Raw genomic sequence first — 25,950 nt, 5'->3', positions numbered from 1 at the left:
GGTGGGTGACGGTCAGGCGTCGTTGCTGAGGCGGGCGACGTCGTCGAGTGAGGCCTGACCTTCGACGCGTTGGTCACGTTCGGTAGCGGTCTTGGCGGACAGGCCGAAGATGTCGATAAACCCGCGCGCCGAGGACTGGTCGAACGAGTCGCCGGTGTCATAGGTGGCCAGGTTGAAATCGTACAGACCGGTCTCGGAGCGCCGGCCCTGCACGGTGGCGCGGCCGGCATGGAGTTCCATGCGGATCTCGCCGTTGACGTAGCGCTGGGTCTCGTCGATGAAGACGTCAAGACTCTGTTTCAGCGGGGAGAACCACTGGCCGTCATAGACCAGCTCGGTCCAGCGTTGGTCGACCGTCTTCTTGAACCGGGCCTGCTCGCGTTCCAGGGTGACACGCTCAAGTTCCTGGTGGGCAGCCATCAGCGCCATCGCGCCGGGAGCTTCGTATATTTCGCGGGACTTGATGCCCACCAGCCGGTCCTCGACGATGTCGATGCGACCGATGCCTTGGGCGCCGGCGCGGCGGTTCATCTCCTCGATGATCTGCAGCGCGGAGAGCTCTCGACCGTCGAGCGCCACCGGTACGCCCTGGGCGAAAGTCACGGTCACCACATCCGGTGCCGGCGGGAAGGCCGGGTCATCGGTGTAGGAGTAGACGTCCTTGGTCGGGCCATTCCAGATGTCCTCGAGGAATCCGGTTTCGACCGCCCGGCCCCATACATTCTGGTCGATGGAGAACGGGTTCTTCTTCGTCGTCTCGATCGGCAGGTTGTTGCGCTCGGCGTAATCAATCGCCTTGTCACGGGTGAGGGCGAGGTCGCGGACCGGGGCAATGCACTTCAGGTCCGGGCCCAGGGTCTGGATGCCGACCTCGAAGCGCACCTGATCGTTGCCCTTGCCGGTGCAGCCGTGGGCCACGGTGGAGGCGCCGAATTGCCGGGCAGCGGCCACCAGGTGACGGACGATCACCGGGCGGGAAATCGCGGAGACGAGCGGGTACGCATCCATGTAGTACGCATTGGCCTTCAGGGTGGGCCAGCAGTACTGCTCGGCGAATTCGTCGCGGGCATCGGCAACGTATGCTTCCACCGCACCGCAGTCCAAGGCGCGTTGACGCACGGTCTCCAGGGACTCTCCGCCCTGTCCGACGTCAACCGCCACGGCAATGACCTCGGCACCGGTGGCTTCAGCGATCCAGCCGATGGCCACCGAGGTGTCAAGACCGCCGGAATAGGCCAGTACGATGCGTTCTTTCATGCGTCCTCCTGCGACTTCATGTTGACTATGCAAGAGTCTACATAATTATGCAGGATCGTGCATCCCGCCGGTGCGCCGATTAGTCTGGATCGCATGACCACTCAGCCCGAGCCCGGCTCCGAGCCGCAGCCCCAGCTCACCGACGACCAGATCGAATTCCTGAATTCGCTGTTCGATTTCGCCCGGCAGGGCAACACCGAGGCCCTGCTGTCGGTGATCGATCAGGGTGTTCCGGTGGATCTGACCGACCACAAGGGTGACACCCTGTTGATCCTGGCCACCTACAACCAGCACGCCGATCTCGTGGCCGCACTGCTGGCGCGCGGCGCCGATGTGCAGCGGTTGAACCAGCGCGGGCAGTCGGCCTTGACCTGCGCCGTTTTCACTCAGCACGCGGACAATGTGCGCGCGCTGCTGGCCGCCGGCGCCGACCCCGATGCGGGGGCACAGTCCGCTCGTGCCACCGCCGCCCAATTCCAGCTCGAAGCCATGTCGGCCCTGCTCGAGCGCTGATTACTCGCCACGATCCGATCGGAGATCCCCATGTTCACCACCACTCGCTCCCCCGCCGCTGCTCGATTCGTGCCAGGTACTGTGCGTCGTCGTGCACGCAGCCTGTCCGTTATGGGGCTAGCTGCTGCTGGCGCGCTGGCCCTGACCGCCTGCGGTGGCGCGCCCAGCTTTGAGGAGGCCTGGCCCGAGGCGTACCAGAAACTGCAGGAAGCCGAGTCAGTCGCCATGTCGTTCGAGGGCACCGACCCCAGTGACGACACGACCTACACCTCGGAATATTCCGGGCAACTCGACGACTCCAACTTCGTGGGCACCATCACCCAGGGCGAGAGCGAGCTGGAAATCCGCTCCGTGGACGGGCGCACCGTATTGCGGGGCAATGAGGACTACTTCACCGGGCAGAACGCCGAAGCCCTCAATGAGATGGTCGGCGACGGCTGGGTGGAGCTCGAAGGTCCCGGAGAATTCTCCATCAGCGGTTTCTATGAGTCCCTGACCGGCACCTTCACCGGCGCCGAGGCCACGGAAACCGAGGACCTGGAGGTGCAGAAGGTCGATGAGGACGGCACCGTGCTCTACCAGTACTCCGGCACCGCCGAGAACGGCGAACCCTTCTCGGTCTACCTCAATGAGGACCGCGAGTTGGTGCGCCTGGAGTCGCATTCCGAAAGCCTTGAGGGCACCGTCGAATTCAGCGACTGGAACGCCGTCGAGCCCGTTCAGCTACCGGCCGACGACGAGGTTGTTTCGCTACCCGGCAGCTGAGCCTTATTCGGTGTAGCGCAGGAACCGGGCGGCGAGCGCGTGCCCGCCGTCCGGGTCGCGGGAGACGACCATGATGGAGTCATCACCGGCGATGGTGCCTAGGATTTCGTCCACCCGGGATTGATCCACCACCGAGGCCAGATACTGCGCGGCCCCGGGCGGGGTACGGAGCACCGCAATATTGGCGGAGGCGTCTGCGGAGACCAACAGTTCCCGGCACAGCGCGGCTAACCGGGATTCGTGAGCCTCCGAGGTGCGGATTGGGGCACGTTCCTGACCGGCCGGCCCCTCCTCAGGCACCGTGTAGATCACCTGCCCCTGCCCGTCACGCACCCGGTAGGCGCCCAGGTCGACGAGGTCACGGGACAGGGTGCCCTGGGTGACGCTCATCCCTTGGGCCTCGAGCAGTTCCATCAGCTCGGCTTGGGAATGCACGGGCCGCTCGGCCAGCACCTGCTTGATGGCGGCTTGCCGAGCGGTTTTGGTGGCGGGCACGCTCATGCCGAGGTCCCGGTGGACTGCCCGCGTGCGGCTTGGGCTTCCGGCAACTGAAGATCTGCGGGAATCTCGGCCAGTCCGGAGGCATAAAGAAGCCACGCCATCAGGGCTTTCTGCGCGTGCAGCCGGTTCTCGGCCTCATCGAACACCACCGACTGCGGCCCGTCGATCACCTCGGCGGTCACCTCGTAGTCACGGTAGGCAGGCAGGCAGTGCAGGAAGATCGCGTGATCGTCGGCCTGCGCCATGGCCGCGGCGTCGACGGTGTAGTCGCGGAAGAGCTGCAGGCGCTGTTCTTTTTCGTCTTCCTGCCCCATGGACACCCAGGTATCAGTGACCACGACGTCGGCCCCGGCCAACGCCTCGGCGGCGTCGGTGGTGATGAGCACCGATCCCCCGGTCTGTTCGGCGCGCTCACGGGCGGCCTTCACGATGTCCTCGGCGGGCAGATATCCTTCGGGGCCGGCGATGCGTACGTGTAGTCCCGCCGTAACCCCGGACAGCAGGTACGAGTTGGCCATGTTGTTGGCGGCGTCGCCGAGGTAAGTCATCGTCAGTCCTTCGATGGACCCGGACGCATCGGCTTTGTGTTCCCGGATAGTCTGCAGGTCCGCCAGCAACTGGCAAGGGTGGTAGTCATCGGTGAGCGCGTTGATGACGGGCACCGAACTGTGCTCGGCCAATTCCTCCAACGGGGCCTGGGCGAAGGTGCGCCAGATGACCACCGAGCTCATCCGGGCGAAGACCCGGGCTGAGTCGGAAATGGTCTCTTTGTGTCCCAGTTGGGACTCACCCGGGTTGATGATCAGCGGGGAGCCACCCAGCGCGGCGATACCCGCCGAGAAGGACACCCGGGTGCGGGTGGAGGTCTTATCGAAGAGCACGATCCCAGTCTGCGGGCCTTCCAACGGGCGGAAACGGTAGGGCTCGGCTTTCATCAGGGCGGCCAGGTCGAGGACCTCCCTCTGCTCGGCCGGGCTCAGGTCGGTGTCGATGAGAAAGTGGCGGATCATGAGGAAGCCTTCGTCTCGGTGGCGGTCAGGGCGTGGTCGATCAGCGCGGGCAGCTGCTGCAGGAAGGTGCGCAGGGTATCGGCGTCGATGATCAGCGGCGGGGCCAGGCGCAGGGTGTGCGGCCCAGTGGCGTTGATGATCCACCCGGCTTCCAGGGCGGTGGCGACCACGGCGGGGGCGATCTCGACGTCGAGGTCGATCCCGATGAGCCCGCCAAAAGCCCGCACCGCCTGGACGTGGCCGATACCGGATGCGGCGTCGCACACGGTAGTCGCGAGTTCAGAAACGTGCTCCAGCAGACCGTCGCGCTCGATGGTCTCAATGACGGCGAGCCCGGCGGCGGTGGCCATCGGGTTGCCGCCGAACGTGGTGCCATGCTGGCCGGCGGTCAGCAGCTGCGAGGTGGCCTCGGTGAAGCACACCAGGGCGCCGATGGGGATGCCCCCGCCAAGTCCTTTGGCCAGGGTCATCGCGTCGGGGATGACGCGGGCGCCGCCGGTGACCTTGGGGTTTTGGTGGGCGAACCAGGTACCGGTGCGGCCCATGCCGGACTGCACTTCGTCGAAAATCAGCAGGGCGCCGTGGCGGGTGCAGGCCTCGCGTACGGCTTCCAAGTAGCCCGCCGGGGACGCGTTCACCCCGGATTCGCCCTGGACCGGTTCCAGGATCACCGCTGCGACCGTCTCGTCAATGGCCGACACCATGGCGTCCTGATCACCGAAAGGCAGGTGCTCCACCCCGCCGGGCAGCGGGGCGAAGGGAGCGCGGTACTGTTCCTTCCAGGTGAGGGCGAGGGCTCCCATGGTGCGGCCGTGGAAGGCGTGCTCGACCGCGAGAATGCGGTGGCGGGTGGCGTGACCGTGGCGGCGTGCCAGTTTGAACGCGGCTTCGTTGGCTTCGGTGCCCGAGTTCGCGAAGAACACGGTGCCACCGGTGGCCTGCGCCCCGGAGAGTTCCAAGAGGCGTTCGGCCAGCTGGATCTGCGGCACCGAGGTGAAGAAGTTGGAGATGTGTCCCAGAGTGGACAGCTGCTCGGTGACAGCGGCCACCAGGCGCGGGTGGGCGTGGCCGAGCGCATTGACGGCAATACCGGCCATCAAATCGGTGTAGGCGTGGCCGTCGGCGTCCCACACGGTCACCCCCTCTCCGCGGACCAGGGTGCGTTGCGGGGTACCGAAGACGCCGGTCAGGGCGGTGCGGTAGCGCTGCATCAGCTCTTCGCCGTCGGTTCCCACAGTATCGGGGTCGGTGGACGGTGCGCTCATGGGGTCACGCTCGCTTTCTGATCGGTGCCGGCCTGGTCATCAGGCAGAATCTGGGTGCCCACCCCGGCGGTGGTGAAGACTTCCAAGAGCATGGTGTGCGGCTCGCGCCCGTCAACAATGTGAGCCTGAGCGACCCCGCCGTCGACGGCTTTAAGACACGCGTCGACCTTGGGGATCATGCCGGATTCCAGGCTCGGGAGGAGCAGGCGCAACTCATCGGCGGTGATACTGGAGACCAGGGAGTCCCGGTTCGGCCAGTCGGAGTAGAGCCCCTCGACGTCGGTGAGGATGACCATTTTCGACGCACCCAGCGCGCTGGCCAGGGCGGCGGCGGCGGTGTCGGCGTTGATGTTGAGCACTTCGCCGGTGGGTTCGCCGTCGTCGCCGATTTCGGGAGCCACGGAGGAGACCACCGGAATACGGCCGTGGTCCACCAGGTCACGGATGGCGGTCGGGTGCACGCTGGTGACCTCCCCGACCAAACCGAGATCGACCTCTTCGCCGTCCACCACGGTGGTGCGGCGCTTGGCTCGAAACAGCCCAGCGTCTTCGCCGGAGAGCCCGACCGCGTAAGGGCCGTGGGAGTTGATCAGCCCGACCAGCTCACGACCCACCTGACCGGTGAGCACCATGCGCACCACATCCATCGCCTCGGACGTGGTCACGCGCAGCCCGCCACGGAATTCGGAGGCAATGCCGAGCTTGTCCAGCATGGTGTTGATCTGGGGTCCGCCCCCGTGCAGCACCACGGGGTGGATGCCGCAGTGGTGCAGGAACACGATGTCCTCAGCGAAGGCGCGGCGCAGGTCCTCGGAGACCATGGCGTTGCCGCCGTACTTGATGACCATAGTGGTGCCGGCAAACTGCTGAATCCACGGCAGTGCCTCAACGAGCACAGCAGCTTTGGCCGCGGCCTCGCTGGGGTGGTTGTAATGGGGGATGCTCATGGGGATGCTTTCTTCGAGTCAGCTGGAGTAGGCGGAATTTTCGTGCACGTACTCGTGGGTGAGGTCGTTGGTCCAGATGGTGGCGGTCTGCTCTCCGGCGTGCAGGTCGATGAGCACCTGGACCTCGCGCGGTTCCAGGTCCACGAGGTCGCGGGAGTCGCCGATACCACCGGCACGGCACACCTGGACCCCGTTGATGGAGACGTCCAGCTGGTCTGCTTCAAATTCGACGTCGGTGGTGCCGACGGCGGCCAGTACGCGCCCCCAATTCGGGTCGCGGCCGAAAATAGCGGTCTTGAACAGGTTCGACCGGGCTACCGCGCGGGCTGCTTCCTCAGCGTCGGTTTCGCTGGCGGCATTGACCACGGTGATGGCGATGTCGTGGCTGGCGCCCTCGGCGTCGGCAATGATCTGCCGGGCCAGGGAGGAGCACAACTCGGTGAGCTCGGCACGGAACTGCGCCGGGTCGGGGGTGACTCCCGAGGCGCCGGAGGCCAACAGGATCACGGTGTCGTTGGTGGACATGCAACCATCGGAATCGGCGCGATTGAACGACACCCGTACCGCGTCCTGCAGGTGCTCGGTGAGAGTGGCGGGATCGACCACGGCGTCGGTGGTGACCACGGCGAGCATGGTGGCCATGCCGGGGGCGATCATGCCGGCCCCCTTGGTCATCCCACCGACCTGGTAGCCCGCACCGGAGACCACAGCGGTCTTGGGCACCGAGTCGGTGGTCATGATGGCCACGGCCGCCGCGTCGCCGCCGTCCTCGCTCAGCTCACCAGCGGCCTTGTCGACCCCGGCCAACAGCTCGGGCATGGGCAGGCGCTCACCGATCAGCCCGGTGGAGCAGACTTGAACATCGAGGGCGGAGAGGCCGAGGGTGCCGGCGACTTTCTCGGCGGTGGCGTGGGCGTCCTGGAACCCCGGGGCGCCGGTGCAGGCGTTGGCCCCGCCGGAGTTCAGCACCACGGCATCGGCCCGCCCGTCGGTGATCGCCTGGCGCGACCAGATCACCGGCGCGGCGACGACGCGGTTGGAGGTGAACACCGCGGCGGCGTGGTGATCGGGGCCGTCATTGACGACGAGTGCTAAGTCTGGGTTGCCGTTGGATTTGATACCGGCGGCGATCCCGGAGGCGCGGAATCCTTGGGCTGCGGTGACGCTCATGGGGTGACTCCCTGGTGGGCCAGGCCGGCGTTCTCCGCCAGGCCGAGGGCAATGTTCATGGACTGGACGGCACCACCGGCGGTGCCCTTGGTGAGATTGTCAATCGCAGCGGAGACGATGAGGCGCCCAGCGTGAGCATCCACCGCGAGCTGCAGCACCGCGTGGTTGGACCCCAGCACGGACTTCGTAGCCGGCCACTGTCCCTCCGGCAGCAGGTGCACGAACTCCTCGTCGGCGTAGGCGTCGCTGTAGGCCTGACGCACCTGGGCCTCGGTGACACCGGGACGCAGCTTGGCGGTGGCGGTGGTGAGAATGCCGCGGGCCATCGGCGCCAGCGTGGGGGTGAAGGAGACCTGGACCGACTCTCCGGCGGCCCAGCTCAGCCCCTGCTCAATCTCGGGGGTGTGCCGGTGGCCGCCGCCGACACCGTAGGGGCTCATCCCACCCATGACCTCGGAGCCAAGCAGATGTGGCTTCGTCGATTTGCCCGCCCCGGAGGTGCCGGAGGCTGCCACGATCACCACGTCTTCGGGCTGCAACAGCCCGGCGGAGTAGCCGGGGCTCAGTGCCAGCAACGACGACGTCGGGTAGCAGCCGGGTACGGCGATGCGCCGGGCCCCGCGCAGGTGCTCGCGCCGGCCGGGCAGCTCGGGCAGGCCGTAGGGCCAGTGCCCGGCGTGCTCGGAACCGTAGAACTGCTGCCAGGCGTCGGCGGATTCGAGACGGTGATCGGCTCCGGCGTCAATCACCAGGGTGTCGGCCGGAAGCTGGGCTGCAATCTCCGCGCTGGCCCCGTGCGGCAAGGCCAGGAAGACGACGTCATGCCCGGCCAATACCTCGGCCGTGGTGTCTTCGAGCACGCGGTCGGCAAGGGAGTGCAGATGCGGCTGCAGGCTCCCCAGCCGCTGTCCTGCATTGGAATGGGCGGTGATCGATCCGATGGTCACCTCGGGATGCGTGCTGAGCAGGCGCAGCACCTCTCCCCCGGCGTAGCCACTGGCTCCTGAAACGGCGACGGTAAGACTCATAGGTCAAGGATACAGAAATTATGCAGTCCGGCCAATATCTCACAAATAATTATGCACGGTGTCGTGGGCTCGGTGGACGGGATACGGTGGAACCATGACCGAGAGCGATTCACAGATCCCCGCCCAGCACCGTGCCATCGTCGTCGAGCAGACCGGCGCCCCTGAAGCCCTGACCTGGACCACCGTGGACACCCCCACCCCCGGGGCCGGCGAGGTGCTGATCCGCACCGCCGCTGCTGGGCTCAATTTCATCGAGACGTACCAGCGTTCCGGCGTATACCCGATGACGACACCGTTCACCCCGGGCACCGAGGCTTCCGGCGAGGTCGTCGCGGTGGGCGAGAACGTCACCACGGTATCGGTGGGTGACCGGGTGGCCACCGCGGCTGGACGCGCCACCTACGCCGAACACTTCGTGGCGCCGGCCGAGCAGCTGCTTCGTGTTCCCGAGACTATGGATCTGGCCGAGGCTGCGGCGTTGCCGCTGCAGGGGATGACCTCCCATTACCTGTGCCGTTCCACCTACCCGGTGTCGGCCTCGGACACGGTGCTGCTGCACGCCGGGGCCGGCGGCGTGGGCCTGGTACTCACCCAGCTGTGCGTCAGCCTTGGCGCCACCGTGTACACCACGGCATCGACGGAAGAGAAGAAGGAGCTGTCTCTCCAGGCGGGCGCCACCGAGGTATTCGACTACGACGATATCGCCACCCGCGTCCGCGAGCGCACGGGCGGCAAGGGCGTGGACGTGGTCTTCGACGGTGTTGGCAAAGACACGTTCGAAGCATCGCTGTCCGCGCTGCGCCCCCGCGGGATGATGGTGCTCTTCGGTGGCTCCTCGGGACAGGTGCCGCCCTTTGACCTGCAGCGGCTCAATGCCTTGGGCTCTCTCTTTATCACTCGGCCCTCCCTGGTGGCCTACACCGCCACGGGTGAAGAAACCGCGTGGCGGGGCGAGGAACTGTTTGCCGCGCTCCAGGAGGGCACCCTACACCTGCGCATCGGGGATCGTATCCCGCTGGCCGAGGCGGCGCGGGCCCACACCGCCTTGGAGGGACGCCAGACGACCGGCAAGGTGATTCTCACCGTCTGAGTGCGCGACCGGGCTAGATGAACAGCCCGATCAGAGTCGAGCACAGCAGAGCCCCGATCACGATCAGCGCCAACACGGTAACCACTCGCCGACCCCGAGCCCGATCTCGGCGTTCTTCGGCGGTGAACTCGGTGGGGTTCAGTTCCCATGGTTGCCGGTCCATGCTCATCGCGGGGCACTCACCCTTCGTCGTCGTGCTGGTGCTCGCTACTTCATGCTACCGGGGAGGACACCTGGGGTTCACCTTGCTGGCGTGGGATCGCTAGGCGCGATCCCAATGGATCCCCGAAGGAAGGCCTCCGTCACCGTGAGCACGGATCTGCCGTAGCTGCCCGCCGCTCAGCGGGCTCCTGCGGTACGCACCTTGATCGATATTCGGAGCGAAACCGCCCGAGAACACCCGGAGGCCCCGGCCCTGGACGACGGCGAATCCGTTCTGTCCTATGCGGAGCTACTCGACGAGGTCAAGGCGCTGGGCCGCGACCTGTACGCCGCCGGCATCGGTGCCGGAGACCGGGTGGGCGTGCGCGGCTGGTGTTTTCGGAGGCGAAGGTCGCTGCGATTCTGACGTCCGGGGAGATCCAGGTCAGCGATTCCCGTCCCCGTCCCTTCCCGGAGCCGCGATTGCCCGGGCCCGACGACGACGCCTGGATGATCTTCACCTCCGGCTCGACCGGCACCCCGAGGGGTGTGGCCGTGACCCACCGCAACGCCGCAGCTTTTGTGGATGCCGAGGCGCGGATTTTCCTGCAGCCGGCCCCCTTGGGTCCGGGCGACCTGGTGCTCGCCGGGCTATCGGTGGCTTTTGACGCCTCCCGTGAGGAAATGTGGCTGGCCTGGCGATCGGGCGCCTGCCTGCTGCCCGCCCCGCGCTCCCTGATTCGCTCCGGCATGGACCTTGGCCCCTGGCTGGTGTCCCGCTCGATCAATGTGGTCTCCACCGTGCCGACCCTGGCCGCACTGTGGCCGCCGGAAGCCCTGGAGAACGTGCGCCCATTGATTTTCGGCGGTGAGGCCTGCCCGCCCGATCTGGCGGCACGTTTGGCCGAGGACGAGCGCCTGCGTCGTCGCCCCGCCAGATGGTGGTCACCGGGTCAGCGCTGGGCGGCACCGAACCGCTCGACGGCTGCCGCAGTAGCCGCGGCACGGGCCTCCGAGGCCTCGTCAGCGGTCAGGGTGCGGTCCGCGGCCCGGAAACGCAAACTGAAGGCGAGCGATTTCTTGCCTTCGTCCACGCCGGGTCCTTGGTATACGTCGAACAGGGCGATCTCTTCGAGCAATTCGCCAGCCGCTGTGGCCAGAGTCTGCTGCACCTGGGCGGCCGCGATGTCGGCATCCACCACCAGCGCCACGTCCTGCGAGGTCGCGGGGAAGGTGGACAGCGGCTCGGCCTCGACCACGTCCGGGGCGGTCGCGGCCAGAGCGTCCAGATCCAGTTCGACGGCGACGGTGCGGGCCGGCAGGTCGGAGTTTTCCAGCAGCTTCGGCAACAGCTCCCCGGCGTAGCCGATCACGGTGCCGTCGGCCAACTGCAGGGCGGCGGTGCGACCCGGGTGGAACGCTTGATGGGCGCCCTGCGTCACGGTGAGGGTGGCACCGAGCAGATCGGCAACGTCCAGGGCCGTGGATACGGCGTCCTGCCAGTCCCAAGGGCGCGGATCGTGGCCCGGCGCCGGGGTGGAGTCATGTCCGATAAACACGGCGGCCACGCGTTGAGGCTGGTTCGGGATGCCGGCGTTGAGCTCGGCCAGCACCTCGGGTGCAGGCAGTGCGCCCAGCGGTGGGATCTCGGAAGAACCCAGTCGCTCACCGGGCAGGAACACCTGACCCAGCTCGTACAGGGCCAAGTCGCGGAAGCCACGGCCGTGGTTGCGGCGTGCGGTTTCTAGCAGTCCGGGCAGCAGCGAGGTGCGCAGGTAACCAAACTCGGCGGAGATCGGGTTGGCCAGTTGCACGGCCGGCACGTCTGCCTCGGCGTCAGGGGTACCAAACTGCCGGTTCTGGGCCTCAGAGACGAACGGGTAGGCCAACGTCTCCACCAAGCCAGCATCGGCCAGCCCCTGGGCCACCCGGCGGCGCTGGGCCTGGGTGCGGGTGAGCCCGCGGCCCGGCGGCGGCACCGGAACGGTAGCCGGAATGATGTCGTAACCGACGAGTCGGGCGATCTCCTCGATGAGGTCTTCCGGGATGGCCAGGTCGTGCCGCCAGGTCGGCGGGGTCACGTTGAGCGCGTCTTCGCCCGACGAGGTCTGGGTGCGCTCGACGGTGGCCCCAAGCTGTTCCAGCACGGAAACGATCTGCTCGGCCGGGTAGTCCACGCCTATCAGCCTGGACGGCGCCTGCAACGGCAATGTGATGGCCACCGGTTCCGGGCGCTGTCCGACGTCGGTGATGCCGGGGGCTGCGGTACCGCCGGCCAGTTCCACCAGCAACTGCACGGCCCGCTCGGCGGCCTCATCGGCCACCTCCCAGTCCACGCCGCGCTCATTGCGCTTGGACGCTTCCGAAGGCAGCTTGTGGCGACGCCGGGTCCGGCCGATGGAGACCGGGTCGAAGTGGGCAGATTCGATGACGATCGTGGTGGTCTCATCCCCCACCTCGGTGTCCGCGCCGCCCATGACACCGGCCAGGCCGATGGGACCGCGGTCGTCGGTGATCAGCAGATCCTCGGTGTTCAGGCTGCGCTGCTTTTCGTCCAGGGTCACCAAGGTTTCGCCCTGCAGGGCCCGGCGCACCACGATCTCGCCGGAGAGCTTGTCGCCGTCGTAGAAGTGCAGTGGCTGACCGAGTTCCCACATCACGTAGTTGGAGATGTCCACGGGCAAGGAGATGGAGCGCATCCCGGCCAGGCGCAAACGCTGTGCCATCCAGGCCGGGGTGGGACGGGTGGTGTCGATGCCGGTGACGGTACGGGTGACGAACCGGTCGCAGCCGGGCACCCCGTAGATGGGGGCAGCGTCATCAAGGCGCACCGGATAGCCCTCGCCGTCGGATGCCGGGGGCTGAACCTGCCCGGCAGGGTCGGTGAAGGTCCCGCCGGTGGCGTGGCTGTATTCACGAGCCACCCCGCGGATGGAGAACGCGTAGGAGCGGTCTGCCGTCACGTTGATCTCGGCGGCCTCGTCGTCCAGGTGCAGCAGGGAGTGCACATCGGTGCCGACCTCGGGGTCCAGGCCCCATTCGGAGAGGACGATGATGCCGTCGTGGTCATCCCCTAAACCCAGCTCGCGGGCCGAGGCGATCATCCCGGCAGAAACATGACCGTAGGTCTTGCGCGGGGAGATCCGGAAGTCTCCGGGCAGCACGGCCCCGGGCAGGGTGACGATCACTTTGTCGCCCACGGTGAAGTTGTGCGCGCCGCACACCACGCCCTGCACGCCGGAGGGGTCGATGCCGTCGCCAGTGAGGGTCTGCTCGGTGCCTTCGGGCACCACACGCACCTGGCACCAGTTGATGGTCTTGCCGTTCTTCTGAGGCTCGGGCGTCATCTCGAGCACTTCGCCGACGACGATGGGCCCGGTCAACTCGTCGGAAGGGCGGTGCACGTCCTCTTCTTCAAAACCAACGCGCACCAGATCGGCCATGACCGACTCAGCGGTGGCATCAGTGGCGACGGGGACGAATTCGCCCAGCCAAGACAGCGGGATACGCATGAATCAAATCTCCATTCCGAAGTGCTGGGAGAAGCGGATATCGCCTTCGATCATGTCGCGCATATCGGACACGTCGTTGCGGAACATCAGGGTGCGTTCGATGCCCATACCGAACGCGAAACCGGAAAACTCCTCCGGGTCCAGTCCGGCGGCACGCAGCACGTTGGGGTGCACCATGCCGCAGCCGCCCCATTCGATCCACTGGGGACCGCCTTTGGCGCCGGGGTGCCAGATGTCCATCTCGGCGGAGGGCTCGGTGAACGGGAAGAAATTCGGGCGGAGACGGATCTCGGCTTCGGGGCCGAACATCTGCCGGGCGAAGTACTCTAGGGTGCCGCGCAGATCCGCCATCGTCAGCCCACGGTCAATAGCAAGCCCCTCGAACTGGTGGAACACCGGAGTGTGGGTGGCGTCCAGCTCATCGGTGCGGAAGGTGCGTCCCGGGCACAGCACGTACACCGGTGCGCCGCGTTCGATCATGGAGCGGACCTGCACCGGGGAGGTGTGAGTGCGCAACAGCAGGTGCGCCTCGGCGGGCTCCACGAAGAACGTGTCCTGCATTTCGCGGGCCGGATGATCGGGCAGGAAGTTCAGCGCGTCGAAGTTGAACCACTCGCTCTCCAGCTCGGGCCCCTCGGCAATCTCCCACCCCATGCCGATGAAAATGTCCGAGACTCGCTCCTGCAGCACCGACAGCGGGTGACGAGCCCCCACGCGACGACGACGCACAGCCGTGGTGACGTCTACAGTCTCTTCGACCAACATGCGCGCGGCGTATTCTTCTTCCAACACCTGGGTGCGGGCCGCCAGCGCCTGGTTGATCCGGCCGCGGGCCTGGCCCATGGTCTTACCAGCGGTTGCCTTGTCTTCCTTGGCCAGGGAACCGATGGCGCGGTTGGCCAAGGTCAGCGGAGCCTTATCACCGGTGTGCGCCAGGCGAGCCGTCTTCAGCTCGTCCAGGGTGGTGGCTGCATCGAATGCGTCCAGGGCCGCCTGCACGCTGGCCTGGACGGCCTCGGCATCGGTCGGCGAAGGGATCTCGACGCGATCGGGACTCTGTGGGTCCGTCACGGAGGACTGGTCGGACATTTCGAAGCACACGCCTTTGATACTCGTACGGCTGGTTCAGGGGAACGAAGCACAGTCTATCGACTCCGCCCCGAGCCACACGACACGTGTTCCGACGTGTCCGGTAGGGTTCACCTCATGTCGACGGTGCGGACCTGGTGGAATCTCCTCAACGGCTCCACCGTGCTCGGCCTGCTGATCGCCGTAGCCAGCAGAACCACCTTGCGTCCAGGCCCGCGAGGCACCCTGCTGGCTCAGGGATACACCTGGGGCTTCCCGAACGGCGGAGCGATCACCATCGGCAACGTGATCCTGGTTCGCCCCGGCGTACGCTGCACCGAGGCGCTGCTACGCCACGAGGACCGTCACGTCAGCCAGTACGCGTTCTGCTTAGGGCTCCCCTTCCTCATCCTCTACGCGGTCAGTGTTGCGGTGTCTCTGGCAGTGTGCGGGGATACCGCGAGCGCGAACCCCTTCGAACGTGCCGCGGGCCTGGCCGACGGCGGATATCGAGCCCATCCTCCCAGGTGGCGGCGGACACACCGTAGAATCAGCACATGATCCGAGTTCTGCTGGTCGAAGACGATACGCGCCTGGCCAGCGCCCTGGCCGATGTGCTGGAGAGTCACGGTTTCGCCGTCACCTCCGTGAGCACCGGCGCCGCCGCGCTGTCCGCAGACACCGCCGACCTCGTGCTGCTGGATCTGGGGCTGCCCGATATGGACGGACTCGAAGTGCTCTCGGGTCTGCGCGCTCGCTACGACATGCGCGATGCCGGGATCATCGTGCTCACCGCCCGCGGCCAGACGGTGGATCGTATCCAGGGGTTGCGGGCCGGAGCAGATGATTACCTGCCTAAACCCGTGAGCATCGCCGAGCTCACCGCACGCATCGAAGCCGTGGCACGTCGCATGACCCGGTCCCGACCCACCACGTTGCGTGCGGGCGTACTCGAGCTGGACCTGGGCGCTAGCGAGGCCCGGGTCTCGGGCACCGCACTGAGCCTCACCGTCAAGGAGTTCGAGCTGCTGGCGGCACTGATGGAAGACCACGGGCGCACCGTGCACCGCGACCGGTTGCTGCTCCGCGTCTGGCGCACCGTCTATCCCAGCACCGCGCGTTCGCTCGAAGTCCACATCAGCGCCCTGCGCTCGAAACTCGCGGCCCTCGCCGACGACGACATGGTGCTCATCGAGACGGTGCGCGGCGTTGGATACCGGCTGATGGCCACCCCATGCACCGCCGGCTAACCGCCATCTACTTCACCCTGCTCGTGGTCGCCACCCTCGGGCTGGCTGTACCGCTGAGTGTCGCCGTCGTCGATCGCGCCACCCACACCCTGGTGATGGACCGCACAGCCGATGCCGCCCGGTTCGCCTCGCTCTCCGAGAACGCCATTCTCACCGGCCGGGTGGAGTCCACCGAGGCCGAGCTGAGCATCTACGAACAGCTTTATGGGATCCGCGCAGTCGTGCTCGACGCCGACGCCCGGCTCGTGGCTGCCTCCTCTCCTGACGTGAGACTGCAGACGCTCCAGGAAGCCGCCGGAATCGCCCCTGAGACTGCGGGATTACCCGGAGAAATTGTGATGACGGCACTGGCCGGGTTGCGCCAGGAATCCGAGCCGCGGATCTGGCCGTGGTCCGTCCGCCAGCTGCTCATCGCCGAGCCGATCAACACCGGTGATGAGACCGTCGGCGTGGTGGTCACCGCCTCGCCCACCGGTGACCTCCGCCGTTCCATCCTGTTGCAGTGGCTCATGATTGCCACGGGCGTGGCGCTGGCCCTGGTGCTAGGAGTGTGGGCGGCACGCCCGCTCAGCCAGTGGGTGATGCGCCCAGTGGCACGGCTGGCCGATGCCGCCCAGGACATCAGCCGCGGCCGGTTGGATGCGCGCGTCTCCGAGCTGGACGGCCCCGGCGAGCTCAAGCACCTCGCCCACGCTTTCAACCAGATGAGCGCCACCATCACCGAGATCCTGGACCGTCAGCGTCACTTCGTCGCTTACGCCAGTCATCAAATCCGCAACCCGCTGGCCGGTGTGCGACTGCGCGTCGAAGCCCTCGGCGCCGCGCTTCCTCCGGAACGACTGCCCGCTCACCGCGCCGCGCTGGAAGAACTCGACCGCCTAACCCGCACCTGTGAAGGCCTGCTGAATCTCGCCCGCGCCGCCGACGTCGACCCTGAGAAAGTGCTGGTCCCCCTGCACGCCGTCGCCCTGCAGCGGCAGCGGGCCTGGGAACCGGTCGCCGCCCGCCGTGAGGCCCGCGTAGAGGTCGAGGTACCGGAGGACCTGGCCGTGCACCTCGTCGAGCACACCCTGGATCAGACGCTGGATGTGCTCATCGACAACGCGCTGAAATTCGGAGGCGACGGTGTCACCGTGACCTTGCAGGCGCGTCGGCTCGCGGAGGGCACCGTGGAATTGATCGTCGACGACGACGGGCCGGGCATCCCCACCGAACTACTCGAGCAAGCCTTGGTGCCCTTCTGGCGCAACGGCACCGCCCGAAATGCCGCTGGTCTCGACGTCGCTGGTGGGGCCGGACTCGGACTGTCCATCGTCGTCACCCTCCTGGAGCTCGACGAGGGCACCCTCACTTTGGAGACGCGATCCCCACACGGGCTCCGCGCGGTGGTCCGGCTACCCGCCGCCACGGCCGCCCTGGATCACTGATTCAGTTCTCCAAGGCAGAACGATGCGCTACTTTGGCCCGTTCGTAGTAGTTCACCGCGCCCTCGTGCAGTGGCACCGGTAGCGTCCCGATCGCCGTACGTTCACTGAGCTGCCGGATCCCGGGATGCACCTGCACCAAATCCGCGCGGGAATCGAACAGCGTCTCAGTCAGCTGCTCCACCGTTTTGGTGCCCAAATCCTCACGCACCACCAGCAGACTGGAGATTCCCACCGATCGCACCCCGGGCACCCCGGGGTAGGTGTCCACCGGGATCGGCACCTCCTCGAAGTGCGCCCCGTGTCGTTCCGTCAGCGGGGCCGCCCATTCGGAAAGATCAATCAATCGAACCGACGTCCTTTCGGCCAGCTCCGTCACCGCTTGGGTCGGTACCCCGGCCGACCAGAAGAACGCGTCCACCCGCCCGTGTTCCAAGGCATGCACGGACTCTGTCAGGCTCATCGACACCGGCTGCACCGCGTCCGTCCCGGCCTCGGCGTCCAGCCCGGCGATCTCCAGAAACCGGTGGGCCAAAAATTCGGTGCCCGAGCCCGCCGCGCCCACCGAGAGCGTCCCTCCGGCGAGATCGGTGAGTTGCTCCACCGGACCGTCTTCGAGCACCACCAGGTGGGTGTGGTTGTCATAGAGTCTGGCCACCGTGCGAATCCCCAGCGGCTCCTCGAAGGGCCCCTCCCCGCTGACGGCCAGGGCGGTAATATCGGCGAGCGCGAAGCCCACATCTGCCTCACCGCTCGCCAGCATCTCCAGGTTCACCACCGACGCCGCCGTCTGCCGCGCCGTCACCTGTGCATCAGTGCCCTCGGTCGCATGCTGTAGCGCCTCCCCCAGCGAGTGATACACCCCGCCGGGCAATCCCGAGACCAACGTGAGCTGTTCGGGTGCGGCGCCACCACGTTCGTGCACGGTCCACCAGACACCACCACCGGCCAGCGCCACCACCGCGGCCAGGGCAACCACCATCCCGGCACGCACGCGTCGCCGCGGAGGGGCTGGCTGTTCCGTCATCGTCGTTCTACCTCAAGCCTTCCTCAAGTCTTCCTCAAGCTTTCTCTCAGGACATGACTTCAGTGTGACACAGCTCATAGCGTGAAAGGTGCGACGTGACGTAGGTCACGGTCTGCCGCTTCGACAGGATCACTCACCACCGAATCACAGGAGGCCTCATGTCTGCCACACGACGCACCACCGCCACCCTTGCCCTGGCGGCCACGGTCGGATTGATTGTCGCCGGCTGCAGCCAGCCCGCCGAATCAGGAGGAGGCGGCGACGGCGAGGAGCAGGACCGCGTTAGCACCATGTCCATCGTCACTGGCGGCACAGCCGGGGTGTACTATCCCATCGGCGGCGCGCTCTCCGGCATCATCGACGACCATGTGGAGGGCACCTCCGCCTCCGTGGAAGCCACCGGCGCCTCTGTGGAGAACATCCGGCTCATCGCCTCCGGCTCCGCCGACATCGCCATCACCCAGGGCGATGCCGCTGACCAGGCGTACAACGGCACCGGTGACTTCGACGGCGAAGAGCCCATCGAGACCAAAGCCATCGCAGTGCTGTATCCGAACGTTTATCACACCGTCACTCTGGCCAGCATTCAGAATCGGCTCGGACTCGAGTGCTTCTCCGATATTGAGGGCCACCGGTATTCGGTGGGCGATGTGGGGTCCGGCAACGAAGCCACCACCAACCAGGTCTTCGAATCCCTCGGCATGGACGTCACCTCCGACATCACCCGCAGCCAGTTGGGTTATGCCGAAACCACCAACGCCTTGACCAGCGGCGGCCTGGATGCCGGCTCTTGGGTGGTTGGCGAGGGGCACGGCGGCATCAACGAACTAGCCGCCACCGATGATGTTGCCCTGGTTCCGATGTGTGAAGACGAGATCACCGCCATCACCGAAGGCGACGGCGGTTACACGGCACACACGATCCCCGGTGGCACCTACTCCGGGGTCGACGAGGACGTCGAAACCATCGCCGTATGGAACGTCCTGGTCGTGCCCGCCGACTTCAACGAAGAACAGGCCTACGAACTCACCGAGGCCATCTTCGACAATGTCGACGCCATCACCGATGTCTACGCCCCGGCCGCGGATTACCTGACCTTCGACAACGTGGAAAACGCTCCCGTGCCTTTCCACCCCGGTGCCGTCCGCTACTTCCAGGACAACGACGTCGAGGTCCCCGAGGACCTGCAGGGTTAAGGGCGCAACCACCGTGAGCACCCCGCGTTCACAGCCGCCGGCTCGTCGATCGCCTCGCGTGATCGGCGGGCTGGTGGCGGCCCTACTGGTCACGGCAATCGGCTTCGGTCTCCTGGTCCCCCTCTGGCCGGCGGTCACCGTGGATCACGATGAGGATCGGCTGGCCGCGTGGCGCACCGAGGCCTTCACCCTCAGCTACATCCATTCCATCGACGGGTTACCGATCGAAGAGGACCTGCGCGTGACTGAGGGTGAGCTGGTGGTCGAACGTACCCGACTGAAGCAATTCGGTGCCGGCATGGGCCATATTGACGGCGAAGGTCAGGGCCGCGCCGACGGCGACTGGTGGGTGGTCGATGACCTGGAGCGCGACATCGGTAGCCAGATGCACCTGCGCGCCGGAGCCACCCGCATCGATCACCGCATTACATCAGCCGAACACGAACTACGACTCTCAGTGTGCCTGCCCGGCGAACGCATCACCATTAGCGCTGCCCGGGTCTCCACACTCACCCTGTTCACTACGCCCGATGACCCCGCATGCGCCGGGTACACGTACCAGAATGAGGAAGATTCATGAGCCAATCAGCGGTGGAAGAAGCCGCCGAGCGCCACGGCGCTCAGCTGCTCCCCGAAGAACTTCGACGGATGAACACCGGGGTCGATCAGGATGACGACTCCGAGGAAACCGATTCCGACACGCCCTTGTGGCATCGCCTCGCCGAACAGCGAGTGGGCACCGGCGGATTCCAGAAGCTGCTGGGCTGGATCATTCTGGCCCTGGCATTGGGCCTTGGCGGATTCCAGATCTACATCGGTGTGACATACAGCTTGGATGCCCGCCAGCAGCGGCTCATCCACCTGCTCTTTGTCCTGACCCTGATTTTCCTCACCGTGCCCGCGTTCAAGAACAAGTTCGGGCGCTCCGTCCCAATGCTCCTGGTCGATCTCGGGCTGATCGCCGCGGCCGTGGTGGTCTCCGTGTACCCGATCGTCAACGCCGCGGAACTCGCTCGCCGCGCCGGCGCCTACGAGACCACGGACTGGGTACTCGGACTCGTGATGACCGTGCTGCTGTTGGAAGCCACCCGACGCACCGTGGGCTGGTTTATGTCCGCGCTGGTGCTGTTCTTCATGTTCTATGCCTGGGCCGGCCCCTGGTTCCCTGGAGATTTCGCCCACCGTGGCGCGACCATCGAGCGCCTTTCCAGCTACGTGTATCTCGGCAACGACGGCATTCTCGGCTTGACCTTGGGCGTGGTGGTGACCTTCGTGTTCATTTTCGTGCTCTTTGGTGCGGTGCTGCAAAAAACCGGAGGTGGTAACTTCTTCATCGGTTTGGCCTTCTGCCTCACCGGCCGCTCCCCCGGCGGTCCCGCCAAGGGTGCGGTGGTTGGCTCGGCCATGATGGGTTCCATCTCCGGCACCGCCTTGGGAAACGTAGCCACCACCGGCCCCTTCACCATTCCGATGATGAAGAAAGTCGGTTACAAGAAGGCAGAGGCCGCGGGTGTGGAAGCAGCTGCCTCCACCGGCGGACAGATTCTGCCGCCCATCATGGGTGCCGGCGCCTTCCTCATCGCCGAGCGCACCGGCATCCCCTACGCGGATATTGTGCTGGTCTCGATTATCCCTGCGCTGATGTACTTCGGCACCGTTTACCTCTTCGTCGACATCAAGGCGCGCAAGCGTGGCATGGCGGGTATGACCAAAGAACAGCTCCCGGTGCTCAAAGAAGTCATGAAGGGCGGATGGCACTTCCTAGCTCCACTCGTACTGCTCATCGTGTTGCTGCTGCAGTACGTACCTCCGGGCCGCGCGGGGCTTTACGCGACCGGCGCCCTCTTCATCGTGGCCATGCTGCGCGGCATCAGCCGGCTGAGTCTGAAAGACATGGGGGAGGTGTTCGTCATCGCTGCACGTAATACCCTGCCCGTCTCCGCGGCCTGCGCCATCGCCGGCATCATCGTTGGTGTGGTTGGCCTCACCGGCCTGGGCCTCGTGATCTCGGATGTGCTGGTGAGCGCCTTCGCCGGTAGCCTGCTGCTCACCCTGATCATGGTAGCCCTGGCGTCACTGTTGCTCGGCGTCGGTCTGCCGGTGACTGCGTCCTATGTCGTGCTGATCATCCTCGCCGGACCTGCCCTGCAGGAACTCGGCTTGGCCGTGATCGTCACGCACCTGATCGTCTACTGGTACAGCCAGGATTCCAATGTCACCCCACCGGTGGCACTGGCAGCGTTCGTGGCCGCCGGCATCGCGAACTCCTCGCCCATGAAATCAGCATTCCATGCGTGGATTTTCGCCAAGGGGCTCTACTTCATCCCGCTCATGTTCGCCTATTCGGCACTACTGATGACCGGGCCACCCTCCGAAGTGGTCATCGCGACCATCACCGGCTGTATCTCGCTGGTCGCCGTGGCGATGGCAATCGAAGGCTATCTGGTACGAAAGGTGCCCGGATGGCAGCGGATCGTCCTGGCCATCTCCGGGTTCATGGTGATGACCGCCCCCGAGTGGACCGGATGGACAGAGTCCCTGTTCGGCGCTCATGTCGGATCCCCCGTCTTCGTATGGGCAGGCACCGCGGTGACCTGTATGTTCGTCGCGTTGCAGCTGATTCAGCACAAGCGCTTCGGTCCGCAGATTATTGAGCCGGTTGCCCCGAAGAATAATGCATCCGCATCGGCAGAGGCGGCTCCGCAGCCCGCGTAGTGATTCAGCAGTGACCGACCCGGTCAGTGCAATGTTCCGAGGCCGGCCCCCTGAGTGGTGTCGGCCTCGTGCGCGTCTGGGTCGCGAAGGTGCTTCAGAGTTTCCTCCACCACATGACACACGCCAGCCACACTCTCCGCCAGGGGGATTCCCGGATAGACCGTGGAGACATCGGTGTCCCAGGGAACATGGACAAATCCAGCAGATTTCGGACTGCGCTCACCCCACGCGCCAATCTCGACTGCATGCATCAACGAGTAAAAAACGTGATTGCAGACGAAAGTCCCTGCGCTCAAAGAGAGCTCCACCGGCAGTTCCCCCGCCGCTGACACGATGCGACGAGCGGGCAGCGTGGCGAAGATTCCGTCGGGGCCACCAACGACAACCGGTGTCCCGTTGGGTTGATATCCGGCATTGTCTGAGATCCGCGCCTGCTGGAGATTGATCCCGACCTGCTCCACGCCGACTTGCGATCGTCCGGCCGCCAGCCCCAGACAAATCACAACTTCAGGTTCGTGGTGAGCGATGAGGTCGAACAATACCTCGTGCGAGGTGGCAAACTCACAGGGCAGAACAGCCGAGACCACCTGAACGCCTGACCCCAGCAAGGCACGGGCGGCCGCATCAGCAACGGTGGCTGACGGATTGTGCTCGTCATCCCCGAAGGGCTCGAATCCCGTCAGCAATACAGTCGGAGTTTCGTGCGTGGAGCTCATGATCATCCATCGTAAATGCCTCGCCGTCAGAAGGGACACCCCTTCTATAGAACATCGAACACTTGCTTGCTTAATCCCAGAACAAGTGTTTCAATAGAAGCATGCGATGGGAAGCGCAGATGCTGCAGGCCGATGACGAGCAACCGGCGGACTCCCCCGGCATTCCAGTCGGACGCACCGCCACTTTGCCCCTCGTTGGCCTGCAGCGTTCCATCACCTCTCCCCAATTCGCTGACACCGTGTTCCATGAAGTTCTGGCCAAGTCGGCGCTCAATCAGGTTCCCGCAGCGTCATCGATGCCGTTCCGCTGGACGGTGAACCCCTATCGGGGATGCACGCACGCCTGCGTCTACTGCTACGCACGCAACACCCACACCTACCTGGATCTCGACGCAGGAGCAGACTTCGACCAGCAGATCGTGGTCAAAGTAAACATCGCCGACGTCTTGAAGGCCGAAGTGAATCGCCCCAGCTGGACCCGAGAAATGGTGGCACTGGGCACCAACACCGATCCCTACCAGCGTGCCGAGGGCAGATATCAGCTTATGCCGGGAATCATCCGCACTCTGGCTGATTCCGGAACGCCGATCTCGCTACTCACCAAGGGCACACTGCTAAAACGCGATCTGCCGATTCTCAAAGAAGCGTCCAGCCTGGTACCTATCCAGGTTGGGGTGTCCTTAGCGCTTCTCGAACCGGCGTTGGCCGCTCGGGTCGAACCTGGAACACCGAGCCCCACCGCCCGACTCAAGCTAATCGAGAAACTTACTGAGGCCGGTGCCGAAGTGTCCGTCATGGCCATGCCGATCTTGCCCTGGCTGACGGATGGCGAGGACGATCTCGAGTCCCTCTTTTCTGCGGTAAGGGACGCTGGCGCACACCAGATCCAAGCTGGTGCGCTGCACCTTCGCCCTGGCGCACGGCAGTGGTACCTCGAATGGATTGAACGCGAACATCCACAATTGCTAGCCGGCTACCGAAACTTTTACGCCCACGGGTCCTACGCACCACAGAGTTATCGACGTGCGCTGAGTCGTCGAGCCGTTTCTGTGGCTTCTCGGATGGGACTTCACTACGGGTCTGCACATCGCGCTCTCCCAGAGCGACCGCGTTCCGCCGCACCGGACTTCGGCGCCAAGACGTCCACGCTGCGAGAACCTGCGCCACTCCAGCCCAGCCTTTTCGACTGAGCCTCTACTCGCCGAAACGCGCCAAAAGGGCGTCGACGATAGGGAAATCGGCGGGAATCCATTCCAGTCGGTACAGCGCCTCAGTCGTCACATCAGTCCACTCCAGCAGGTCGTGGTCCTCCAAGGGCGCTGCTTCACCGGCGACGATCCAGGCTTCAAAGACTCGCATGCGAGCTCCGTTAGCCAAGAGCCACCCGTCTGGGTGATCGGACCGAATCTCGTCCCCCAGCTCGATCTCGACACCCAGTTCTTCCTTGACCTCTCGGATCAAGGCCGACTCTGCATTCTCCCCGGGCTCCACTTTTCCACCAGGAAATTCCCACAGGCCAGCCAGAGCCTCTGGAGCACTGCGCCGAGCAGCGAGTAGTTGCTTCCGCGATTCCCGAGTATCGAGTATCGCAGCACCAACGACCCCGCGTTTCTTCTTCGACTGAGATGGCGGCGTACTCGTAGGCACCGCTGAGGAGGAGGCACGACTCATGGTCTCGATGATAGTTCCAACAACGCCTCCCCACATCCGCCGTTGTGATCAATCCGACGTCCGCGAGGAGCCGTTCCGAGGTCTTCTGCGTTGAGAGCGTGTTCCGAGGTCCCTAAACTTAGCTAGTGACGTTTTCCTTTGCTCCGCGCTCGGCTAGCGGACGTACTTATCCTTTGATTCCGGCGGTCCTCGCTCTTGCTTTGGGCGCCTTTGCTATCGGCGTCACCGAATTCACCATCATGGGGTTACTTCCCCAGGCGGTCGAGGATCTTGGCGTGGATCTACCCTCAGGTGGCATCCTCATTTCTGCCTACGCGATCGGCGTCGTGGTCGGCGCCCCGATTCTGGCAGCCGCGCTGGCTACACTCGACCGCCGAATGTCGGCTGGTCTGCTGATGGTTCTCTTCGCGCTCGGCCACTTCGGCTCCATTTTTGCGCCGGATTACACATCGATGCTTGCCGCACGATTCATTTCGGGGCTGCCTCATGGCGCCTATTTTTCAGCAGCCGCATTGGCCGCCTCACATCTCGCAGGCCCGGCACGTCGAGGACAAGCCATCTCGTGGGTCTTGGCGGGACTCTCTGTGGCCATGCTCGTTGGTGCCCCGGCCGCCACGTGGCTGGGCCAAATCACCCATTGGCGCTCCATGTTCATCCTGGTGACCGTGCTGGCCTCGCTGACCGTGCTCTTGGTCTTCCTGCTCGTGCCGCGCGTTCCTGCCCCGGAGAACGCCTCCATCCGTCGTGAACTCTCCGGGTTGAAGTCTGCGGGTCTGTGGAAGGCGATCATCGTCGCGGTGATCGGCTTCGCCGGTGTTTTCGCCCTCTACACCTACATCGCAGAAATTACTGTTCAGGTGGGCGGCATGCCCGCTTCGCTGATTCCACTGGTCCTTGCGATCTACGGCGTCGGAGGCGTGGCAGGCACCCTCCTGGGCGGAAAGATGGCGAATACCAGGCCAGTCTTCACCGTAATCGTGATGATCGCAGCACTCACAGCATCGCTGGCACTTTTCGGTTTGACTTCCCCTTGGTGGATCCTGTCGTGCGTTTTCGTCCTAACGGCCGGAGCGACTGCCTCAGCACTCTCCCCCGCCATGCAGGTCATCCTCGTGGATTCGGCGCCGCAGTCGCCCCAGCTGGCCGGAGCATTCAACCACTCGGCTTTCAACATGGCCAATGCGATGGGAGCTTGGATCGGTGCTGGCGTGCTTCAAGCTGGGTTCGGCGTTCAGGTGACTCCGCTCGCCGGCGCGGCCGTGGCTGCTGTCGGACTCGTACTGGCAGTGCCGCTGCTCGGCGGTCGCAGAATCCAGCGGCGCTCAACCCGTGGCGTCAACGCCACTGACTAGTAACCTTCAGAGTAGAACGTTCAACACCTGAACGTCGCTCACAGACAGAAGGAGACACCATGAACATCATTGCTTGGATTCTCTTGGGACTCATCGCAGGTGCAATCGCACGCATGATCCTGCCCGGTAAACAAGGTGGGGGTTGGATCGGTGCGCTACTCACCGGTCTTATCGGCGCTTTGCTCGGCGGCTGGATTGCCAGCCTGATGGGCCTCAGCGCGAATGAAGGCTTCTTCGATCTGACCACATGGATCTTTGCGATCTTGGGTGGTGTCATTGTTGGATTCGTCTGGCAGGCCATCACTCGTTCGCGCTCGAAGGCGTAATCACGA

25 protein-coding genes and 1 pseudogene are annotated in these 25,950 nt (G+C 65.2%); 13 read left to right on the top strand and 13 right to left on the bottom strand.

Annotated features, from left to right (window positions below; all coding sequences use genetic code 11):
• Nucleotides 1-12: 12 nt before the first annotated feature.
• Nucleotides 13-1,257 carry an argininosuccinate synthase gene (locus O1A05_RS09390; protein WP_270104957.1) on the bottom strand — a complete coding sequence of 415 codons (1,245 nt, stop codon included), beginning with the start codon at nt 1,255-1,257 and terminating at the stop codon, nt 13-15.
• 93 nt (nt 1,258-1,350) lie between these two features.
• On the opposite strand from O1A05_RS09390, the gene O1A05_RS09385 reads away from it, so the two are divergent.
• Complete coding sequence (locus O1A05_RS09385) at nt 1,351-1,770, top strand: ankyrin repeat domain-containing protein (RefSeq protein WP_270104955.1); 420 nt, start codon at nt 1,351-1,353, stop codon at nt 1,768-1,770.
• 30 nt (nt 1,771-1,800) lie between these two features.
• Nucleotides 1,801-2,535 carry a hypothetical protein gene (locus O1A05_RS09380; RefSeq protein WP_270104954.1) on the top strand — a complete coding sequence of 245 codons (735 nt, stop codon included), beginning with the start codon at nt 1,801-1,803 and terminating at the stop codon, nt 2,533-2,535.
• Nucleotides 2,536-2,538: 3 nt separating this feature from the next.
• Here the strand turns inward: O1A05_RS09380 and O1A05_RS09375 are convergent, their stop codons facing one another.
• From O1A05_RS09375 to argC, 6 genes are read right to left on the bottom strand one after another with little or no spacing between them, the layout of a single operon-like run.
• Entirely contained in the window at nt 2,539-3,036 is a 498-nt protein-coding gene (locus O1A05_RS09375; RefSeq protein ID WP_270104953.1) for an arginine repressor, read from the bottom strand.
• Nucleotides 3,033-4,046, bottom strand: a complete 1,014-nt coding sequence (argF, locus tag O1A05_RS09370; RefSeq protein ID WP_270104952.1) for an ornithine carbamoyltransferase — start codon at nt 4,044-4,046, stop codon at nt 3,033-3,035. Before argF ends, O1A05_RS09375 begins: the two co-directional genes overlap by 4 nt.
• Nucleotides 4,043-5,311 carry an acetylornithine transaminase gene (locus tag O1A05_RS09365; RefSeq protein WP_270104951.1) on the bottom strand — a complete coding sequence of 423 codons (1,269 nt, stop codon included), beginning with the start codon at nt 5,309-5,311 and terminating at the stop codon, nt 4,043-4,045. The genes argF and O1A05_RS09365 overlap by 4 nt, the downstream gene beginning before the upstream one ends.
• Nucleotides 5,308-6,258 (bottom strand): acetylglutamate kinase, encoded by a 951-nt coding sequence (argB, locus tag O1A05_RS09360; RefSeq protein ID WP_270104950.1) that lies wholly within the window; start codon nt 6,256-6,258, stop codon nt 5,308-5,310. Before argB ends, O1A05_RS09365 begins: the two co-directional genes overlap by 4 nt.
• An 18-nt stretch (nt 6,259-6,276) precedes the next feature.
• Nucleotides 6,277-7,428 (bottom strand): bifunctional glutamate N-acetyltransferase/amino-acid acetyltransferase ArgJ, encoded by a 1,152-nt coding sequence (gene argJ / locus O1A05_RS09355; protein ID WP_270104949.1) that lies wholly within the window; start codon nt 7,426-7,428, stop codon nt 6,277-6,279.
• A complete protein-coding gene (gene argC / locus O1A05_RS09350; protein WP_270104948.1) occupies nt 7,425-8,456 on the bottom strand; it encodes an N-acetyl-gamma-glutamyl-phosphate reductase in 1,032 nt (343 codons plus the stop codon). The genes argJ and argC overlap by 4 nt, the downstream gene beginning before the upstream one ends.
• Nucleotides 8,457-8,550: 94 nt before the next feature.
• Between argC and O1A05_RS09345 the strand changes: the two genes are divergently transcribed.
• A complete protein-coding gene (locus O1A05_RS09345; RefSeq protein WP_270104947.1) occupies nt 8,551-9,546 on the top strand; it encodes a quinone oxidoreductase family protein in 996 nt (331 codons plus the stop codon).
• Between the two features lie 13 nt (nt 9,547-9,559).
• Here the strand turns inward: O1A05_RS09345 and O1A05_RS09340 are convergent, their stop codons facing one another.
• Nucleotides 9,560-9,709: a hypothetical protein gene (locus O1A05_RS09340; protein WP_270104946.1), complete on the bottom strand. Its 150-nt coding sequence runs from the start codon at nt 9,707-9,709 to the stop codon at nt 9,560-9,562.
• A 165-nt stretch (nt 9,710-9,874) separates the two neighbouring features.
• Between O1A05_RS09340 and O1A05_RS09335 the strand changes: the two are divergent.
• Nucleotides 9,875-10,725, top strand: a pseudogene (locus tag O1A05_RS09335) (AMP-binding protein); the annotation flags it as partial.
• Here O1A05_RS09335 and pheT read toward each other — a convergent pair.
• Nucleotides 10,641-13,199 carry a phenylalanine--tRNA ligase subunit beta gene (gene pheT / locus O1A05_RS09330; RefSeq protein ID WP_270104945.1) on the bottom strand — a complete coding sequence of 853 codons (2,559 nt, stop codon included), beginning with the start codon at nt 13,197-13,199 and terminating at the stop codon, nt 10,641-10,643. The pseudogene O1A05_RS09335 and the gene pheT overlap by 85 nt on opposite strands.
• A gap of 3 nt (nt 13,200-13,202) precedes the next feature.
• On the bottom strand, nt 13,203-14,288 hold the full coding sequence (pheS, locus tag O1A05_RS09325) for a phenylalanine--tRNA ligase subunit alpha (protein ID WP_270104944.1): 1,086 nt from the start codon (nt 14,286-14,288) through the stop codon (nt 13,203-13,205).
• 117 nt (nt 14,289-14,405) lie between these two features.
• Between pheS and O1A05_RS09320 the strand changes: the two genes are divergently transcribed.
• Genes O1A05_RS09320 through O1A05_RS09310 form a run of 3 tightly spaced genes read left to right on the top strand, consistent with a single transcriptional unit; the run spans nt 14,406 to nt 16,944 of the window.
• Nucleotides 14,406-14,828, top strand: a complete 423-nt coding sequence (locus O1A05_RS09320) for a hypothetical protein (RefSeq protein ID WP_270104943.1) — start codon at nt 14,406-14,408, stop codon at nt 14,826-14,828.
• On the top strand, nt 14,825-15,517 hold the full coding sequence (locus O1A05_RS09315; protein WP_270104942.1) for a response regulator transcription factor: 693 nt from the start codon (nt 14,825-14,827) through the stop codon (nt 15,515-15,517). The genes O1A05_RS09320 and O1A05_RS09315 overlap by 4 nt, the downstream gene beginning before the upstream one ends.
• Nucleotides 15,502-16,944, top strand: coding sequence for a sensor histidine kinase (locus O1A05_RS09310; protein ID WP_270104941.1), 1,443 nt, complete (start codon nt 15,502-15,504; stop codon nt 16,942-16,944). The genes O1A05_RS09315 and O1A05_RS09310 overlap by 16 nt, the downstream gene beginning before the upstream one ends.
• Nucleotide 16,945: 1 nt before the next feature.
• Here O1A05_RS09310 and O1A05_RS09305 read toward each other — a convergent pair whose 3' ends face one another.
• Nucleotides 16,946-17,968, bottom strand: coding sequence for a TAXI family TRAP transporter solute-binding subunit (locus O1A05_RS09305; protein ID WP_270104939.1), 1,023 nt, complete (start codon nt 17,966-17,968; stop codon nt 16,946-16,948).
• A gap of 158 nt (nt 17,969-18,126) precedes the next feature.
• Here O1A05_RS09305 and O1A05_RS09300 point away from each other — a divergent pair, with 158 nt between their 5' ends.
• Genes O1A05_RS09300 through O1A05_RS09290 form a run of 3 tightly spaced genes read left to right on the top strand, consistent with a single transcriptional unit; the run spans nt 18,127 to nt 21,879 of the window.
• A complete protein-coding gene (locus tag O1A05_RS09300; protein WP_270104938.1) occupies nt 18,127-19,164 on the top strand; it encodes a TAXI family TRAP transporter solute-binding subunit in 1,038 nt (345 codons plus the stop codon).
• A gap of 13 nt (nt 19,165-19,177) precedes the next feature.
• On the top strand, nt 19,178-19,744 hold the full coding sequence (locus O1A05_RS09295; RefSeq protein WP_270104937.1) for a DUF1850 domain-containing protein: 567 nt from the start codon (nt 19,178-19,180) through the stop codon (nt 19,742-19,744).
• Nucleotides 19,741-21,879, top strand: a complete 2,139-nt coding sequence (locus tag O1A05_RS09290) for a TRAP transporter permease (protein WP_270104936.1) — start codon at nt 19,741-19,743, stop codon at nt 21,877-21,879. The genes O1A05_RS09295 and O1A05_RS09290 overlap by 4 nt, the downstream gene beginning before the upstream one ends.
• 23 nt (nt 21,880-21,902) lie before the next feature.
• Here O1A05_RS09290 and O1A05_RS09285 read toward each other — a convergent pair whose 3' ends face one another.
• Nucleotides 21,903-22,595 (bottom strand): pyroglutamyl-peptidase I family protein, encoded by a 693-nt coding sequence (locus O1A05_RS09285; RefSeq protein ID WP_270104935.1) that lies wholly within the window; start codon nt 22,593-22,595, stop codon nt 21,903-21,905.
• A 101-nt stretch (nt 22,596-22,696) separates the two neighbouring features.
• Here O1A05_RS09285 and O1A05_RS09280 point away from each other — a divergent pair, with 101 nt between their 5' ends.
• Nucleotides 22,697-23,785, top strand: coding sequence for an Rv2578c family radical SAM protein (locus O1A05_RS09280; protein ID WP_270104934.1), 1,089 nt, complete (start codon nt 22,697-22,699; stop codon nt 23,783-23,785).
• Between the two features lie 4 nt (nt 23,786-23,789).
• Here the strand turns inward: O1A05_RS09280 and O1A05_RS09275 are convergent, their stop codons facing one another.
• A complete protein-coding gene (locus tag O1A05_RS09275) occupies nt 23,790-24,266 on the bottom strand; it encodes a (deoxy)nucleoside triphosphate pyrophosphohydrolase (RefSeq protein WP_270104933.1) in 477 nt (158 codons plus the stop codon).
• A gap of 125 nt (nt 24,267-24,391) precedes the next feature.
• Between O1A05_RS09275 and O1A05_RS09270 the strand changes: the two genes are divergently transcribed.
• Together O1A05_RS09270 and O1A05_RS09265 are read left to right on the top strand one after the other, a co-directional pair.
• Nucleotides 24,392-25,618 carry an MFS transporter gene (locus O1A05_RS09270; RefSeq protein WP_270104932.1) on the top strand — a complete coding sequence of 409 codons (1,227 nt, stop codon included), beginning with the start codon at nt 24,392-24,394 and terminating at the stop codon, nt 25,616-25,618.
• A 59-nt stretch (nt 25,619-25,677) separates the two neighbouring features.
• Nucleotides 25,678-25,944 carry a GlsB/YeaQ/YmgE family stress response membrane protein gene (locus O1A05_RS09265; protein ID WP_270104931.1) on the top strand — a complete coding sequence of 89 codons (267 nt, stop codon included), beginning with the start codon at nt 25,678-25,680 and terminating at the stop codon, nt 25,942-25,944.
• Nucleotides 25,945-25,950: the final 6 nt, after the last annotated feature.

This window comes from Citricoccus sp. NR2 (assembly GCF_027594385.1).
Lineage (GTDB): Bacteria > Actinomycetota > Actinomycetes > Actinomycetales > Micrococcaceae > CmP2.
The sequence above is the reverse complement of the archived record's forward strand: the minus strand, read 5'-3'. Positions and strand labels throughout refer to the sequence as shown.